15 protein-coding genes are annotated in these 14,908 nt (G+C 72.0%); 6 read left to right on the plus strand and 9 right to left on the minus strand.

What is annotated here, in order from left to right:
* Window positions 1-25: 25 nt before the first annotated feature.
* From ITJ64_RS04245 to ITJ64_RS04255, 3 genes are all read right to left on the minus strand, one after another.
* Window positions 26-358, minus strand: coding sequence for a hypothetical protein (locus ITJ64_RS04245; protein ID WP_194679497.1), 333 nt, complete (start codon window positions 356-358; stop codon window positions 26-28).
* A gap of 69 nt (window positions 359-427) precedes the next feature.
* The gene (locus tag ITJ64_RS04250; protein ID WP_194679498.1) at window positions 428-1,318 is read right to left on the minus strand and encodes a CoA ester lyase; all 891 of its coding nucleotides are present in this window, start codon (window positions 1,316-1,318) and stop codon (window positions 428-430) included.
* Window positions 1,319-1,452: 134 nt separating this feature from the next.
* Window positions 1,453-2,346, minus strand: coding sequence for an SDR family oxidoreductase (locus tag ITJ64_RS04255; RefSeq protein WP_194679499.1), 894 nt, complete (start codon window positions 2,344-2,346; stop codon window positions 1,453-1,455).
* Window positions 2,347-2,466: 120 nt separating this feature from the next.
* Between ITJ64_RS04255 and ITJ64_RS04260 the strand changes: the two genes are divergently transcribed.
* The gene (locus tag ITJ64_RS04260; protein ID WP_194679500.1) at window positions 2,467-4,425 is read left to right on the plus strand and encodes a glycoside hydrolase family 15 protein; all 1,959 of its coding nucleotides are present in this window, start codon (window positions 2,467-2,469) and stop codon (window positions 4,423-4,425) included.
* Window positions 4,426-4,463: 38 nt separating this feature from the next.
* Here the strand turns inward: ITJ64_RS04260 and ITJ64_RS04265 are convergent, their stop codons facing one another.
* On the minus strand, window positions 4,464-5,243 hold the full coding sequence (locus ITJ64_RS04265; protein ID WP_194679501.1) for a GntR family transcriptional regulator: 780 nt from the start codon (window positions 5,241-5,243) through the stop codon (window positions 4,464-4,466).
* 102 nt (window positions 5,244-5,345) lie between these two features.
* On the opposite strand from ITJ64_RS04265, the gene ITJ64_RS04270 reads away from it, so the two are divergent.
* The 4 genes from ITJ64_RS04270 (at window position 5,346) to ITJ64_RS04285 (ending at window position 9,337) form a co-directional block, all read left to right on the plus strand.
* Window positions 5,346-6,116 (plus strand): nucleoside phosphorylase, encoded by a 771-nt coding sequence (locus tag ITJ64_RS04270; RefSeq protein ID WP_194679502.1) that lies wholly within the window; start codon window positions 5,346-5,348, stop codon window positions 6,114-6,116.
* A 98-nt stretch (window positions 6,117-6,214) separates the two neighbouring features.
* Entirely contained in the window at window positions 6,215-7,180 is a 966-nt protein-coding gene (locus tag ITJ64_RS04275; RefSeq protein WP_194679503.1) for a nucleoside hydrolase, read from the plus strand.
* A 1-nt stretch (window position 7,181) separates the two neighbouring features.
* Window positions 7,182-8,159: an adenosine deaminase gene (add, locus tag ITJ64_RS04280; RefSeq protein WP_194679504.1), complete on the plus strand. Its 978-nt coding sequence runs from the start codon at window positions 7,182-7,184 to the stop codon at window positions 8,157-8,159.
* Window positions 8,160-8,224: 65 nt separating this feature from the next.
* Window positions 8,225-9,337 (plus strand): BMP family protein, encoded by a 1,113-nt coding sequence (locus ITJ64_RS04285; protein ID WP_194679505.1) that lies wholly within the window; start codon window positions 8,225-8,227, stop codon window positions 9,335-9,337.
* 40 nt (window positions 9,338-9,377) lie between these two features.
* Here ITJ64_RS04285 and ITJ64_RS04290 read toward each other — a convergent pair whose 3' ends face one another.
* The 4 genes from ITJ64_RS04290 to ITJ64_RS04305 all read right to left on the minus strand — a co-directional run bounded on the left by ITJ64_RS04290 (window position 9,378) and on the right by ITJ64_RS04305 (window position 12,274).
* Window positions 9,378-9,854 (minus strand): hypothetical protein, encoded by a 477-nt coding sequence (locus tag ITJ64_RS04290; RefSeq protein ID WP_194680732.1) that lies wholly within the window; start codon window positions 9,852-9,854, stop codon window positions 9,378-9,380.
* 100 nt (window positions 9,855-9,954) lie between these two features.
* Window positions 9,955-10,545, minus strand: a complete 591-nt coding sequence (epsC, locus tag ITJ64_RS04295; protein ID WP_194680733.1) for a serine O-acetyltransferase EpsC — start codon at window positions 10,543-10,545, stop codon at window positions 9,955-9,957.
* A gap of 118 nt (window positions 10,546-10,663) precedes the next feature.
* A complete protein-coding gene (cysK, locus tag ITJ64_RS04300) occupies window positions 10,664-11,602 on the minus strand; it encodes a cysteine synthase A (protein ID WP_194679506.1) in 939 nt (312 codons plus the stop codon).
* A 204-nt stretch (window positions 11,603-11,806) separates the two neighbouring features.
* Window positions 11,807-12,274 carry a DUF4190 domain-containing protein gene (locus tag ITJ64_RS04305; RefSeq protein WP_194679507.1) on the minus strand — a complete coding sequence of 156 codons (468 nt, stop codon included), beginning with the start codon at window positions 12,272-12,274 and terminating at the stop codon, window positions 11,807-11,809.
* Between the two features lie 230 nt (window positions 12,275-12,504).
* On the opposite strand from ITJ64_RS04305, the gene ITJ64_RS04310 reads away from it, so the two are divergent.
* Entirely contained in the window at window positions 12,505-13,440 is a 936-nt protein-coding gene (locus tag ITJ64_RS04310) for an aldose 1-epimerase family protein (protein WP_370545034.1), read from the plus strand.
* Here the strand turns inward: ITJ64_RS04310 and ITJ64_RS04315 are convergent, their stop codons facing one another.
* A complete protein-coding gene (locus ITJ64_RS04315; RefSeq protein WP_370545035.1) occupies window positions 13,441-14,895 on the minus strand; it encodes an MFS transporter in 1,455 nt (484 codons plus the stop codon).
* Window positions 14,896-14,908: the final 13 nt, after the last annotated feature.

Here is a 14,908-nt window from a genome sequence, read left to right on the forward strand (position 1 = left end):
GCCGCCAGTCAGGCTTCGCCGCGGGTCAGGCCTCGGTGTGGGCGGCCGACTTGTCCTGAAGGAACTGGCAGAGCGCGGCGGCCACCGCCAGCTCGGCCACCAGGGCCTGAAGGTCGAGCGACGACAGCTCGAGAGGCTTGGTGCGCTCGCCGAGCGTCACGCTCCAGTGCGGATCGCCGACGCTGACCGGCTGCATGTAGATCTCGGTGCCCTCGTTCTTCAACGGGACGACGACGAGACCGGTGTCGGCGCCATCGCCTCCGTGCTGCACCAGGACGTTGATGAGCTGCCCACCCTCGCGGGTGGTGCGGAACTCGTCGAGCCAGGCCTCCAGGGTCTCTTTGCTGTGGAACGGCATCTGCCGATGATATCGGGCGCCACCGACACCGGGGTCGGAGCTGGCCGGATTGCGTCCGCTCGCCGAGGCCTAGAGCGGGCCGACCCCGAACGCCCGCGCCAGGCGGTCGATCTTCTCGGCGCGACCGAGCCGCGGCAGGTCGCTGCCGTCGCGGATGACCCGACCGCGCGCCTCGAAGTCGGACAGGAAGTCGCGCGCCCACGTCACGTCGGACTGCGTCGGGCTGATCGCCTCGTTGATCACGGGCAGCTGGTCGGTGTCGAGGCAGAGCTTGCCGGTGAGCCCGAGCGCGACGGCGGTGGCCGACTGCTCGCGCAGCACGGGGTGGCTCGACGAGACGGTCGGCCCGTCGATCGGGCCGGGCAGGCCGCCGACGCGGCTCGCCACGACGAGGCGCGAGCGCGGGTAGGCCATCGCGATGTCCTCGGCGCTGGTGCCGGTGTCGCGGCGGTAGTCGCCGCTGCCGAAGGCGAGCCGGAACGCGCCTCGGGCGCGGGCGATGTTCACCGCCTCCTCGATGCCGAGGGCCGACTCGATCAGCACGAGCACGGGGGTGGTGCCGCCGAGGCGGTCGAAGGTCTCGGTGACGTGCGAGGCGTCCTCGGTCTTGGCGAGCATCACGCCCTTCAGCCCCGGCAGGCCCTTCAGCTGGTCGACGTCGTCGCTCCAGAAGTCGCTGGCGCGGTCGTTGATGCGCACCCAGGCGCTGCCGCCGCCGCTCAGCCAGGCGGCGACGTCGTCGCGGGAGGAGTCCTTGTGCTTCGGGTCGATCGCGTCCTCGAGGTCGAGCACGAGCTGGTCGGCGCGCGAGCGGGAGGCGCGGTCGAAGTCCTCGGTGCGCCGGGCCGACAGCAGCAGCCACGAGCGCGAGATCTCGGCGGGCACCTCGTGCCGCTCGGCGGCGGGTGCGGCGGGTGCGGCGGGCGCGCTGGTCGGCGTGGTCGTGGTCTCTGACGTCATGGTGCTTCTCTCTTCATCGACAGGCTGCCCCTCAACCCTACGGTCCCCCGCCCCACCTCTCGACTTGCGTGCATAACGAACGCAAGGGGCGAACGCGGGGTGACCCCCGCATCCGCCCCTCAGTCACAGCAGGTCTAGTGCGTCGGGGAGCCCCCGGTGACCGCGATCGTCTCGCCCACCACGTAGCTCGACTCCTGTGAGGCGAGGAAGACGAAGGCCGGGGCCAGCTCGACCGGCTGGCCGGCGCGGCCCATGGGGGTCTCGCTGCCGAACTCCTCGATCTTCTGGTTCGGCACGAAGGCCGGCTGCAGCGGCGTCCAGACGGGGCCGGGGGCCACGCCGTTCACGCGGATGCCGCGCTCGATCAGCTGCTGCGCCATGGCCCGGGTCCAGTTGGCGATGCCCGCCTTCGAGACCGCGTACTCGGCGAGCGACGGCGACGGCACGAAGCCCTGGATGCTCGACGTGGTGATGATCGACGCGCCCGGCTTCAGGTGCGGCGAGGCCGCCTTCGTCAACCAGAACAGCGGGTAGATGTTGGTCTTCAGCACGTGGTCGAGTGTCTCCGTCTCGAAGTCGTCGATGCTGTCGACGGTGGGCATGGTGCCGGCGTTGATGACCAGGATGTCGAGGCCGCCGAGACCCTCGACGGCGTCGGCGACGACCTGCTGGTCGACGGCCTCGTCCTGCAGGTCGCCCGGCAGCAGCACGGCGGTGCGGCCCTCGGCGCGGATCAGCTCGGCGACCTCCTCGGCCTCCGCCTGCTCCTCGGCGAGGTAGCTGAGCGCGACGTCGGCGCCCTCGCGGGCGTAGGCGATCGCGACGGCCCGGCCGATCCCGGAGTCGGCTCCGGTGACCAGCGCCTTGCGGCCCGGCAGACGTCCGGTGCCGACGTAGGTGGTCTCGCCGTGGTCGGGTGCCGGGTCCATCTTGCGGGTGTCGCCGGGGCCGCTCTGCTGCTGGGCCGGGAACGGCGGGCGGGGGTGCTGGGTGGTCGGATCCTGGGGCGTGTACATGGTCTCGGACATGCCCGCCACGCTACGACGGTCGATCCGATCGCGCGCGGGGCTTGCCGCCGATCGGCAGTCGGCGTACTCACGGGCGCGAACCGGTGCCGTGGGCGTCGCACAGGGCCATGATCGAGAGCGATGACACCCTCACCGGCCGACGCCGCGCCCCAGCTCCCCACCCGCTACGTCGACCTGCGCGACTACGCCGCCATCGGCGACGGCCGCACCGTCGCGCTGATCGCCCTCGACGGCCAGGTCGACTGGATGCCCGTGCCGGCCCTGCACTCTCCCCCCGTCTTCGCCGCCCTCGTCGACGCCCCCGGCGGCGGCCGCTTCGAGCTCCGGCCCGTGGACGACTTCACCAGCAAACGCGTCTACCTCCCGGGCACGAACGTGCTGCAGACCACGTTCACCACGGCGACCGGCGTGGTGCGGGTGACGGATGCGCTGGTCACCGGTGTGGCCGGCCGGCTGCCCTGGCTCGAGCTCGCCCGCCGGATCGAGGGGCTCGAGGGCTCGGTGCCGATGCGGTGGGCGGTCGTGCCGGGGGCCGTGTTCGACGGGCTGCAGGACGACGGGGCGGGGCTGGAGGACGGCGACGACACGTCGTCGCACGAGGACGGCGCGGAACGCGCATCCGGAACCATCGACGACCGGGGCGAGGACGGCAGCGACATCCCCGGGGTGAAGCGGATCGACACCGTGCACGGGCCCATCCTGCGCGTCGGGCAGATCGACCTCGTGCTGGTCGGCAGCGAGCACGGCCGGATCGACCCCGCCGAGCCGGGCGACGGGTTCCCCGAGGGGCCGCTGTCGTTCTACGGCGCCTTCACCGCGTCGGCCGGATCGCGGCACCTGCTGACGCTCTGCGGAACCGACGACGAGCCGATCCACGTTCCGGTGCCCGAGAACGTCGACCGCGGCATCGACCGCTCGATCGAGAGCTGGCAGGCCTGGACCCGCGAGTTCGACGGGCCGGAGGACGACGAGGACGACGAGTGGACCGACGTCGTGCAGCGCAGCGCCCTCGCCCTGAAGCTCCTGATCTTCAGCCCCACCGGCTCGATCGCGGCCGCCGCCACCTCGGGCCTGCCCGAGAACCGCACCGGCGGCAAGAACTACGACTACCGCTTCGCCTGGGTGCGCGACCTGGCCTACACCGTCGGCGCGCTGGTCGAGTTCGGCCTGCGAGAGGAGACCCACGCGGCCGTGTCGTGGGTGCTGAAGACGCTGAAGCAGTACGAGGGCGAGCTGCACATCTTCTTCCGCCTCGACGGCTCGCTGCCGGGCGACATGCACGACGCCCCCGCCGAGGGCTGGCGCGGCATCGGCCCGGTGCGCATCGGCAACGACGCGAGCGACCAGCTGCAGCTCGGCGTCTACGCCGACGTCGTGGGGATCATGGCGCGCTACGTGGATGCGGGCAACATCCTCGACGAGCGCACCAGCGAGCTCATCGTCGCCTTCACGGATGCGGCCTGCCACAACTGGCCGAAGAAGGACTCGGGCATGTGGGAGCTGCCCGAGGAGGAGCACTACGTCTCGAGCAAGGTCGGCTGCTGGCAGGCCATCACCGACGCGCTGCACCTCGCCGATATCGGCGAGATCAAGCCGAGCGAGGACGACCTGGCGCACTGGCGCGAGAACCGGCGCCTGATCGAGGAGTGGGTCGCCGAGCACGGCTGGAGCGAGGAGCGCGGCGCCTACCTGATGCACCCGGGCAGCGACCGGCTCGACGCGTCGATCCTGCTGCACGCCGACCGCGCCTTCGGGCCGCGCTCGCGCATGGACGCCACCATCTCCCGCATCGACGAGGAGCTCTCGGCCGGCCCGCTGCTCTACCGCTACAGCGGCGTCGACGAGGAGGAGGGCACGTTCGTGGCGTGCGCCTTCTGGCTGACCGAGGCTCTGGCGCGCACCGGGCGTGTCGACGAGGCGACCGAGCGGATGCGCGCCCTGCTCCCCCTCGCCAACGACGTCGGGCTCTACTCCGAGATCATCGCGGCGTCCGACCACGCGTTCCTCGGCAACCTGCCGCAGGGGCTGAGCCACCTGGCGCTGATCAACGCGGCGCTCTCGATCCGCTCGGCGTCGTAGGCGTTCTGCGCCAGCGCCCGCCGCGGATCGTCGCCGGGTCAGCCCTGGGCGATGGTGAGTGCGCCGAAACCCTGGGTGATGAGGTTCTTCGCCAGGTAGAGCGGCTTGCCGTCGAGCAGCACGTTGTGCGTGAGCACCAGAACGGGTGCCTTCGCGGGCAGGCCGATGCTGCGGCCTCGCTCGGCGCCGGCGCGACCGACCGAGACGTCGTAGACGGCCGGCCCGAGGCGGCCGCCCAGCACGTCCATCACGGCGGCGAGCAGACTGCGGCCCTCCGTCTCGAGCTCGGGCAGCCGGGCCGCGAGCTCCGGGCTCCGCTCGGCCAGCACCGCTCCGGCGGGCAGCACCTCGAGCATCTGCGCCACCGGCTCGCCGTCACGCTTCAGCACGTTCTCCTGCACCCAGGTCTCGCTGTCGGGTTCGAGCTGCAGGCCGCGGCTGATGAAGTCGCTCGTGGGCTGGAGCTCGTGCAGCGTGCGCACCACCTCGACGGCGCCGTCGCCCGTCGCCGCGATTGACTCCAGGGGTCGCAGCTGCTCGAGCCCGACCTGCGGCAGTGCCTCGGCCACGAACCGTCCGATGCCGCGGCGGGTGCGGATCAGCCCGTCCTCTTCGAGCAGCATCAGAGCCTCGCGCACCACCGTGCGGCTGACCCGGAGGGCGACGCCGAGGTCGGTCTCGTTCGGCAGCAGCGAGCCGAGCTCCACCCGTCCGCTCCGGATCGCCTCGGCGAGGGAGGAGTAGACCGCGACCCGCAGAGGCTGCCCCGTGGGCACCACGAGCGGATCGAGTCGGAGGGTGGTGACTGCAGCTGCCATGGACGTTCTCCTCGTCGCGCGGACGTCGGTGCCGATCATCCGTCGGCCATTGACGCCGACCTGGATGTATAACATCATACTCACTCAAGACAGGGAGACACCATGGCATCGACAGCGGTCGACAAGAACTCGGTCGGACTCGGCGAACGGCAGTACCACATCGGCATCGCGCCGGGCGAGGTCTCGACCGTCGCCCTGCTGCCCGGCGACCCCTTCCGGGTGCCGATGATCGCGGAGTTCCTGTCCGACGTGACGACCGTCGCGCATCAGCGGGAGCACCTCACCATGACCGGGCGCTACAAGGGACGGCTGATCACGGCAACCTCCACCGGAATGGGATGCCCGTCGACCGCCATCGCCGCCGAGGAACTGATCCGGGTCGGCGTCACCTCGCTCATCCGGGTGGGCTCATCGGCCGGGCTGCAGACGGGTATCCGACCCGGCGACCTGCTCGTCAGCGAGGGCACGCTGCGGAACGACGGCACGACCGCCGCCTATGCGCACCCGGGATACCCGGCGGTACCCGACCTGCAGATCGCCACCAGCCTCGCCGAGACGGCGCGGTCGCTCACCGCCGGCACCTCGACCACCGTGCACTCAGGCCTGAACGTCAGCGACGACGCGTTCTACGCCGAGACGCCCGAGTGGATCGCCGAGCTGAACGGCCTGGGCATCCTGAACGTCGAGATGGAGAGCTCGGCGCTGTTCGTCGTCGCGCGTCTGCGCGGGGTGCGGGCGGGGATGATCTGCGCGGCCTCGAGCAACCTCCACGACGGCACGAGCCTCTACGACGGCGTCAAGGAGGCGCTGGCGGCGGGCTGGATGACGAGCATCGAGGCGGCGCTCGAGACCGCCGTGCGGCTGGAGCTGTGATGCGCCGGCCCGATCGTAACACCAGCGACACATTGGACGTATAACATCCAACTTCATACCCGCGGCAGCACCTCCGCCGCCCTTCGAGAAGAGTCACGATGAACCCCGTTCCCCTGTACGTCGACTGCGACACCGGCATCGACGACGCCCTCGCGCTCGGCTGGCTGGCCGCATCGCCCGAGGTCGAGGTGGTGGGCGTCGGCACGGTGAGCGGCAACGTGTCGGCCGCGCAGGGGGCCCGCAACACGATCGACGTGCTCGCGCTCGCCGGCCGGTCGTGGCCGGTCGCCGTCGGCGCGGCCGAGCCGTCGGCCGGCGGGTTCACGCGCGCCGGCTTCGACGGCGGCGCCACCCACGTGCACGGGCCGGCCGGGCTCGGTGCATTCTCCGCGCCGTCGTCGGGTGACGAGCCCCTCGCCGTCGATGCGGCCGAGCTGCTGATCTCGCTCGCCCGACGCCACGGCGGAGAGCTGCGCATCCTCGCCGTCGGCCCGCTGACCAACCTCGCCGAGGCCCTGCGCCGGGAGCCGTCGCTGCCCTCCCTGATCGCCGAGGTCACCGTCATGGGAGGTGCGGCGCTCGTGCCCGGCAACATCTCCCCCGTCACCGAGGCCAACATCGGCAACGACCCCGAGGCGGCCCAGGCCGTGCTCTCGGCGCCGTGGCCGGTCACGCTCGTCCCCCTCGACGTGACGCTGGCGCATCCGCTCGACGAGGCCGGTCGCCACCGGCTGCTCGACTCGGGACGGCCCCTCGGCCGCGCACTCGGCGAGATGCTCGACTTCTACTTCGACTTCAACTCCACCTTCTACGGCGAGCGCCGCTCGGCGCTGCACGACCCCCTGGCGGCGGCGATCGCCACCGGGACGGTGCGGCCCACCGTCGCACCGAGGGTGCACGTCGAGGTGGACACCACCGACGGGCCGGGCCGGGGCCAGACCATCTGCGACCTGCGCGGCCGCTTCCTCGGGCATCCCGACCAGCCGGGCGCCCACGTGCGGGTCGTGCTCGAGCTCGGCACCGACTTCGCGCCCGTGCTGCTCGGCCGGCTGCTGGAGGTGTGACGTGCTGATCGATCTGCACTCCCATCTCGAGGGGCGGCTGCGCCCGTCGACGGCCGCCGAGCTCGCCGGGGCGGCCGGCCTCCCCGAGCCTCCGGCGGGGTGGGCGGATGCTCTGCAGCTGACCGGCCCCGCCGACCTGACGGTCTACCTGCAGAAGGTGGCGTCGAGCTACCCGTTCTTCCGGCGCCGGGAGATGCTCGCCCGGATCGCGCGGGAGGCCGTGGAGGACGCGGCCGCCGACGGAGGCGACTACCTCGAGCTGCGCTTCGGGCCGGCCACCCACGTCTCCGACTCCCTGCCGCTCGACGAGGTCGTGGCGGCGGTCTGCGAAGGTGTCGCCGACGGCGTCGCTCTGACCGGTATGCCGGCGGGCGTCGTGGTGGCCGCGCTGCGGCATCACTCGCCCACGGTCAACGAGGACGTCGCGGCCAGCGCCGCCCGCTTCGCCGGACGCGGCGTCGTCGGCTTCGACCTGGCCGGCGACGAGCTGCTCTTCCCCGCGCTGGAGCCGCATGTCGGTTCCTTCCGGGTCGCCCGAGCCGCCGGTCTCGGGCTCACCTGCCACGCCGCGGAGTCCGCTCCCGGGCACGCCGCCCGGTCGGCGGTCGAACTGCTCGGTGTCAGCCGGATCGGCCACGGTGCGCACCTCGCGAGCGACCCCGACGCACTGGCGTGGATCGTCGACGAGGGGATCGTGATCGAGATCTGTCCCACGTCGAACTGGTACACCGGCGCGATCCCGTCGGTGGCCGCGCATCCGGCGGGGCTGTTCGCCCGCGCCGGGGCGGCCCTCGCGCTCGGCGACGACAACCCGGTGCAGACCGGGTCACCGCTGTCGGCCGAGCGGGCACTGCTCGGCCCGACCCTCGGCTTCACGGCCGCCGACCTCGAGCGGCTCGACCGCACCAGCGCGGCGGCGGTCTTCGCCGACGACTCGGTGCGGCTGGGGCTGATCGCGGCGGCGGCGGGAGGGCACTAGGCACCCGTTCCCACCGCACCACCCGCACCGTTCCGACACCGCATCAGCGAAACCTGGAGATCACGATGACCCTCACCACGAGAACCCGCTTCCTCAGCTTCGGCTCGGTCACGGCCGCCGCCGCCCTCGTTCTGGCGGGCTGCGCCAGTGCCCCGGAGACGGAGGCCGGAGCATCCGGGACCACCACCGACGACTTCCTGCCGTGCGCCGTCTCCGACCTGACCGGGTTCAAGGACGGCCAGTTCAACGAGCTCACCTATGACGGTGTCGCGCAGGCCGCCGACGAGCTCGGTGTCGACACCCGCACCGCCGAATCGACCTCCGAGGACCAGTACGCCGGCAACATCTCGGCCATGGTGAACGAGGACTGCAGCCTCATCGTGACCGTCGGCTTCGCCCTCGCCGCCGCCACCCGTGACTCGGCCGCCGAGAACCCCGACATCGACTACGCCCTGATCGACTCGACCGTCTCCGACGACGACGGCACCCCGGTGGAGGTCGACAACGTGAAGCCCGTGCTCTTCGACACCGCCCAGGCCGCCTACCTCGCCGGCTACCTGTCGGCCGCCGCCTCGAAGACCGGCGTCGTCGGTACCTACGGCGGGATGCCCTTCCCCTCGGTCACCGTCTTCATGGACGGTTTCGTCGACGGGGTCGCGAAGTACAACGAGGCTCACAGTGCGTCGGTCAAAGTGGTCGGCTGGGACAAGGCCGCCCAGGACGGGCTCTTCGTCGGCAACTTCGACGACCAGGTGCAGGCGAAGACCCTGAGCGAGGGCCTGCTCGACCAGAACGTCGACGTGATCATGCCGGTCGCCGGTTCGCTCTTCCTCGCCTCGATCGAGGCCATGAAGGACCGCGGGGTCGACGGTGCGATCCTCGGCGTGAACAACGACGCGTACGAGGCCGAGCCGGAGGGCGCTCCCTACTACCTGACGTCGGTGCTGAAGAACCTGACGACTGCCGCCTCCGAGGTCACGACGGCCGCGGGCGCCGGCGACTTCGACAGCGCACCCTACGTCGGCACCCTGGAGAACGACGGCGTCGGCATCGCGCCGCTGCACGACTGGGAGAGCCGGATCGATCCGTCCGTGATCACGGAGCTCGACCAGCTCAAGGCGGACATCATCGCCGGCACCGTCGTCGTCGAGTCGCCGTCGTCGCCCGCTCAGGGCTGACTCGGCGCGGGCCGTCGGTTCGGGGCGTCGGTTCGGGGCGTCAGGGGCGGGCTTCGTGGTGGCGGCGGCCGTGGGTGCGGCGGTCCTCCTTCATCTCCGCCTCGAAGAGGTGGCGGCGGCCGTCCGCGAGCTGGTCGCGGGCGTCGCGTTCGGCCGCCCGGAAGGCCGCGTAGTAGTTGTCGTCGAAGTCCTCGACGATCTGGAACGTCCAGCGGCCCTCGATGACGTTGCGTCCGACGATCTCGCGGTCGATCCGCTCGGCCAGCTCCTCGTGGCCGGCCTCGCGGAGCAGCCCGATCGCCTCGCCGAGAGCGAGATCGGCCTTGCCGGTCATCCGGTGGAAGCCGTAGAGGAAGCCGCGCGCCTGCTCCACCACTTCCAGCGCCTCGGACAGCTTGCCCAGCGCCTCGACGGTCGCGTCGTCCAGGCCCTCGGGCCGGCGGTGCGCGGCGTCGGGGCCGGCGTCGCGGTCGGTTGCGCCGCGGGTGTCGCCGTCGCGGTCGGTGGGCTCGGGCATCCGCTCGTCACTCTGCTCGGTCATGCTTCGAGCTTGCCCCGATGACGGATGCGCGACCACGCCTCACCCGCCACGGTCGGCCGCGCGGTCGACGCTCGGGTCAGATGTAGATGCCGGGGTCGAGGTAGAAGGCGGGGTCGGTGAGCGAGCCGGGGCCGGTCGAGGCGTGCTGCGAGAGGTCGCGGGCGGGGATGCCGACGAGGATGGCGCCGGCCGGGGCGTCCTTCACGACGACCGCGCCCGCGCCGACGCTCGCATCGGCACCGATGTGCACCGGACCCAGGATCGTGGCGCCCGCGCCGACCGTCACCCGGTCGCCGAGCGTCGGGTGCCGCTTCTCGCGCCGGGTGCTCTTTCCACCCAGCGTGACCGCGTGGTACAGCATCACGTCGTCGCCGATCACCGCGGTCTCGCCGATCACGACGCCCATGCCGTGGTCGATGAACAGCCGTCGGCCGATGCGGGCCCCGGGGTGGATCTCCACGCCGGTGAGGAATCGGGCGAACTGCGACAGCAGCCGCGCGGGCAGCCGGAGCCCCGGGCTGCGCCACCACCGGTGCGCGACCCGGTGCACCCACACCGCATGCACGCCCGGGTACGCCAGCACGATCTCGAGACCCGACCGCGCCGCCGGATCCCGCAGCCGCGCCGCCCGCACGTCCTCCCGCAGCCGCGCCCGCACCCGCGCGATGCCGCCCGCGGGCAGCGCCGACCGGTCGCGTCCGCCGCGGCCGCGCGCGGCGCGCACGTCGTTCGACGGCGGCAGCGCCGACCGGTCGCTCACCCCTCGCCTGCTCGCCGGTCGCGCGTCAGTCGCCGAGGCCGGCCCAGAGGGGCGTCGAGATGTAGCGCTCGCCGAGGTCGCAGACGATCGCGACCACGGTCTTGCCCGCGTTCTCGGGCCGCTTCGCGACCTCGAGGGCCGCCCACATGATGGCGCCCGACGAGATGCCGGCCATGATGCCCTCCTCGCTGGCGAGCTCGCGGCCCACCCGCAGCGCGTCGTCGAGCGAGACGTCGATGATCTCGTCGTAGACCTCGCGGTCGAGGATGTCGGGGACGATGTTCGCGCCGATGCCCTGGATCTTGTGCGGCCCCGCCTTGCCCTCGGTGAGCAGCGGCGAGTCGAGGGGCTCGACGCCGACGATCTGCACGCCGGGCTTGCGCTCCTTGAGCACCTGGCCGACACCGGTGATGGTGCCGCCGGTGCCGATGCCGGCGACGAAGATGTCGACGCCGCCGTCGGTGTCGGCCCAGATCTCCTCGGCGGTGGTGGTGCGGTGGATCTCGGGGTTCGCGGCGTTCTCGAACTGGCGCGCGAGGATCGAGTTCGGAGTGGCGTCGACGATCTCGTGCGCCTTGGCGAGGGCACCGCGGATGCCCTCGGGGCCCGGGGTGAGCACGATCTCTGCCCCGTAGGCACGCATCACGACGCGGCGCTCGGTCGACGCGGTCTCGGGCATGGTGATGATGACCTTGTAACCGCGGGCCGCGCCGACCATGGCCAGCGCGATGCCGGTGTTGCCGCTCGTGCCCTCGACGATGGTGCCGCCCGGCTTCAGCTCGCCCGACTTCTCGGCGGCGTCGATGATGGCCACACCGATCCGGTCCTTCACGCTGTTGGCGGGGTTGTAGAACTCGAGCTTGCCGAGCACCGTGGCGTCGATGCCCTCGGTGAGCCGGTTGATGCGCACGAGCGGGGTGCGGCCGACGAGCTGGGTGACGTCGTCGTAGATGCGAGCAGCCATGGTGAACCGTCTTTCTGGGAGCTTCTGGAGCGTGAACTGGTCGTGGAGCGTCGGTGCCAACTCTAGTTCGACAGCCTCCGCGGAGCCCGAATGTTGCGGCGGCTGTCAGTGAGCGGCGGCCGGCGAGCGGGGGCCGCGCATCCTGAACCGACGACGAAGCCCCGAGGGTCGACCCCCGGGGCTTCGTCGTTCGGCAAAGCCGGATCAGCTGCAGGTGTAGGTGCGGCCGTCGACCTCGTAGACACCGGGGCCGAGATCGGCGCACTGCGCGATGACGCCGCCGATGACCACGATGAAGATGATCACACCGATGATCTGCAGCACCAGCGCGACGATCGAGATGATCAGACCGGCCTTGGCCGGGGTGTTCTTGACCCCGGCGGCCTTCGACTGGCGGCCGGCGATGACGCCCGTGATGATGCCGGCGATCGGCGCCGCGAAGGCGATGATGAAGAAGCCGACGAGACCGAGCACGAGGCTGACGATGCCGAGGGTCTTGCCGGGCACCACCTGGCCCTGGCCGGCGGGCGGGGCGGCGTTGTACTGCGGGGCCGCGTTGTACTGCGGAGCCGCCGGGTACGCCTGGCCGGGCTGCTGGCCCTGCGGCGCCTGGTACTGCGGTGCGGCGGGCGGAGGCGTCGGCTCGCCCGGGCGCTGGCTGTCGTCGGTCATCGTGTCCCCTTCGGTTGATGAGCTGGTGCATCACGAACCTACCGCGAAGCTCCTCCACAGGCTCGGATGCTCGGCGGACCGTCCACAGATGGCCGACGCCGCCCGGGCCGGCGCCGACGAGGCGCTAGCGTGGAGGCGCGATGAGGTCTCGGGCCCGACGTCGCGCCCTGCCCGTCCCGCTCAGCCCGTCCCGTCTCGTCCCGCCCGTCTCGTCTGGAAGAAGCACCGCCGTGAACGCCTCCCGCCGCCCCCTGTCCGGATCGCGGATCGACCTCGAAGCCGGCGCCTACCGCGCCTCGATCGCCAGCATCGGCGCCACCCTGCGCCTGCTCCAGCACGAGGGCCGCGACCTCGTCGTGCCGTTCGGCCTCGACGAGCTGCGCCCCGCCTACCGCGGCGCCACCCTCGCGCCCTGGCCCAACCGCGTGGTCGACGGCCTCTACACCTTCGACGGCATCGACCAGGTGCTCGCCCTCACCGAGCCGGCCCGCGGCCACGCGCTGCACGGGCTGGCGGCCTGGCTCGACTTCGCGGTGCTCGAGCGCGACGCCTCCCGCGTGCTGCTCGGCGCGACCGTCGAGCCCCAGGCGGGCTACCCGCACCGTCTCGAGCTCGCGGTCGAGTACGCGCTCGACGCCGAGGGCGGCCTGCGCCAGTCCGTCACGGCGACGAACGTCTCCGACACCCCGGCGCCGTACGGCACCGGCCCGCACCCCTACCTCGTGGCCGGCCCCGGCCCGGTCGACGAGTGGATGCTCACCCTGCCGGCCGCGGAGGTGCTCACCGTCACGCCCGACCGTCTCATCCCCGTCGCGATCGCCGACGTCGCGAGCGAAGACGGCGGGGTCTTCGACTTCCGCAGCGAGCGCCTGATCGCCGACACCTTCATCGACCACGCGTTCCGCTCGCTCTCGCGCGATGCCGACGGCGTCGCGACGGTCACCGTCCGCTCCCCCGAGGGCACGGCCACCGCCATGACCTTCGGCCCCGAGTGCGGCTGGGTGCAGGTGCACACGGCCGACAACGTCGACCCATCGATGCACCGCGCGGGCCTCGCGGTCGAGCCCATGACCTGCCCGCCCGACGCCTTCAACTCGGGCACCGACCTCATCGTCCTGGCCCCGAACGCCTCGACCACCGCCGCCTGGACCATCGCGGCCGTCTAGCTAGTCGGGCAGGCTCGCGCCGCGCAGCGCCGCCGCGCGCCGCGGGATGAACACCGTCAGCACCACGCCCACCGCCGCCGCGACCGCCGAGATCACGAACGTCACCTGGAACGCCGACGCGCTCGGCGTCGTCACCCCGTTGGCGGTCACCAGGTTCCCGGCGAGCACCACGCCCAGCACCGCGCTGGCGATCGTCGACCCCAGCGTGCGCATCACCGAGTTCAGCCCGTTCGACGCGGCCGTCTCGGTCGCGGGCACCGCCGCCATGATCAGCGTCGGCATCGACGAGTACGCGAACCCCACCCCGAACCCCACCGCGGTGGCGATCACGATCGTGTGCCACACCTCGGTCATCAGGAACAGCGCCAGCACGTAGCCCACGGCGATGATCGCGATCCCGAGCATGAAGCTGGTGCGTGCCCCGCGAGCCTTGATCAGCCGCGCGGCCACGGGCGACATCGCCCACATCACGAGCCCGCTCGGCATCAGGCAGAGCGAGGCGACGAGCATCGTCTGCCCCAGCCCGACCCCGGTGCCGGTCGGCGCCTCGAGCAGCTGCGGCAGCACCACGGTGCTCGCGAAGAACGCGAAGCCGACCGTGATCGACGCGAGGTTGGTCAGCAGCACGGTGCGGCTCGCGGCCACCCGCAGGTCGATCAGCGGGCTCGGCGTGCGCAGCTCGAACACGCCCCAGGCGAGCAGCACGACCGCGCCGCCCACTAGCGACCCGAGCGTCAACGGCGAGCCCCAGCCCCAGCTGCCGCCCTTGGAGACCCCGAGCAGCACCCCCGTCAGACCCACCGCGAGCCCGACCGCGCCGAGCACGTCGAAGCGCCCCTCGCTCCGCAGGGTGCTCACCGGGATCATCCGCCACACCAGCACCAGCCCCACCGCCGCGAGCAGCCCCGAGACGATGAACAGGGCGTGCCAGTCGAGGTACTGCGAGATCACGGCGGCGACCGGGAGGCCGACCGCGCCACCGACGCCGAGCGTGGCGCTGACGAGCGCGACCGCGCCGCCGAGCCGGTCGCGATGCAGCACGTCACGCAAAATGCTGACACCCAGCGGGATCACACCGATCCCCGCCCCCTGCAGCGCCCGCCCCACGATCAGCGGGATCAGCGAGCTCGAGAACAGCGCCACCACCGACCCGACGATCACGAGCGCGAGCAGCACGAGCACCATCCGCCGCTTCCCGTACAGGTCGCCGAGACGCCCGGCGATCGGCGTCGACACGGCGGCGGCGAGCAGCGTCACGGTGACCGCCCACTGTCCGTCCGAGGGCGAGACGTCGAGCAGTGCCGGCAGCGAGGGCACGAGCGGCGTGAGCAGCGTCATCATGAACGCCGCGACGAGCCCCGTGAACGCGAGCGTGAACACGACCGCGCGCTGGTTCACGGGCGCACTCAGGCGGGCGCGCTCCTCGTCGCTGAGCCACGGCACGTCCTGCTGCACGTTCTGATCGTTA

Origin of the sequence: Herbiconiux sp. VKM Ac-1786 (assembly GCF_015350805.1) — a bacterium.
Taxonomy (GTDB): Bacteria; Actinomycetota; Actinomycetes; order Actinomycetales; family Microbacteriaceae; genus Herbiconiux.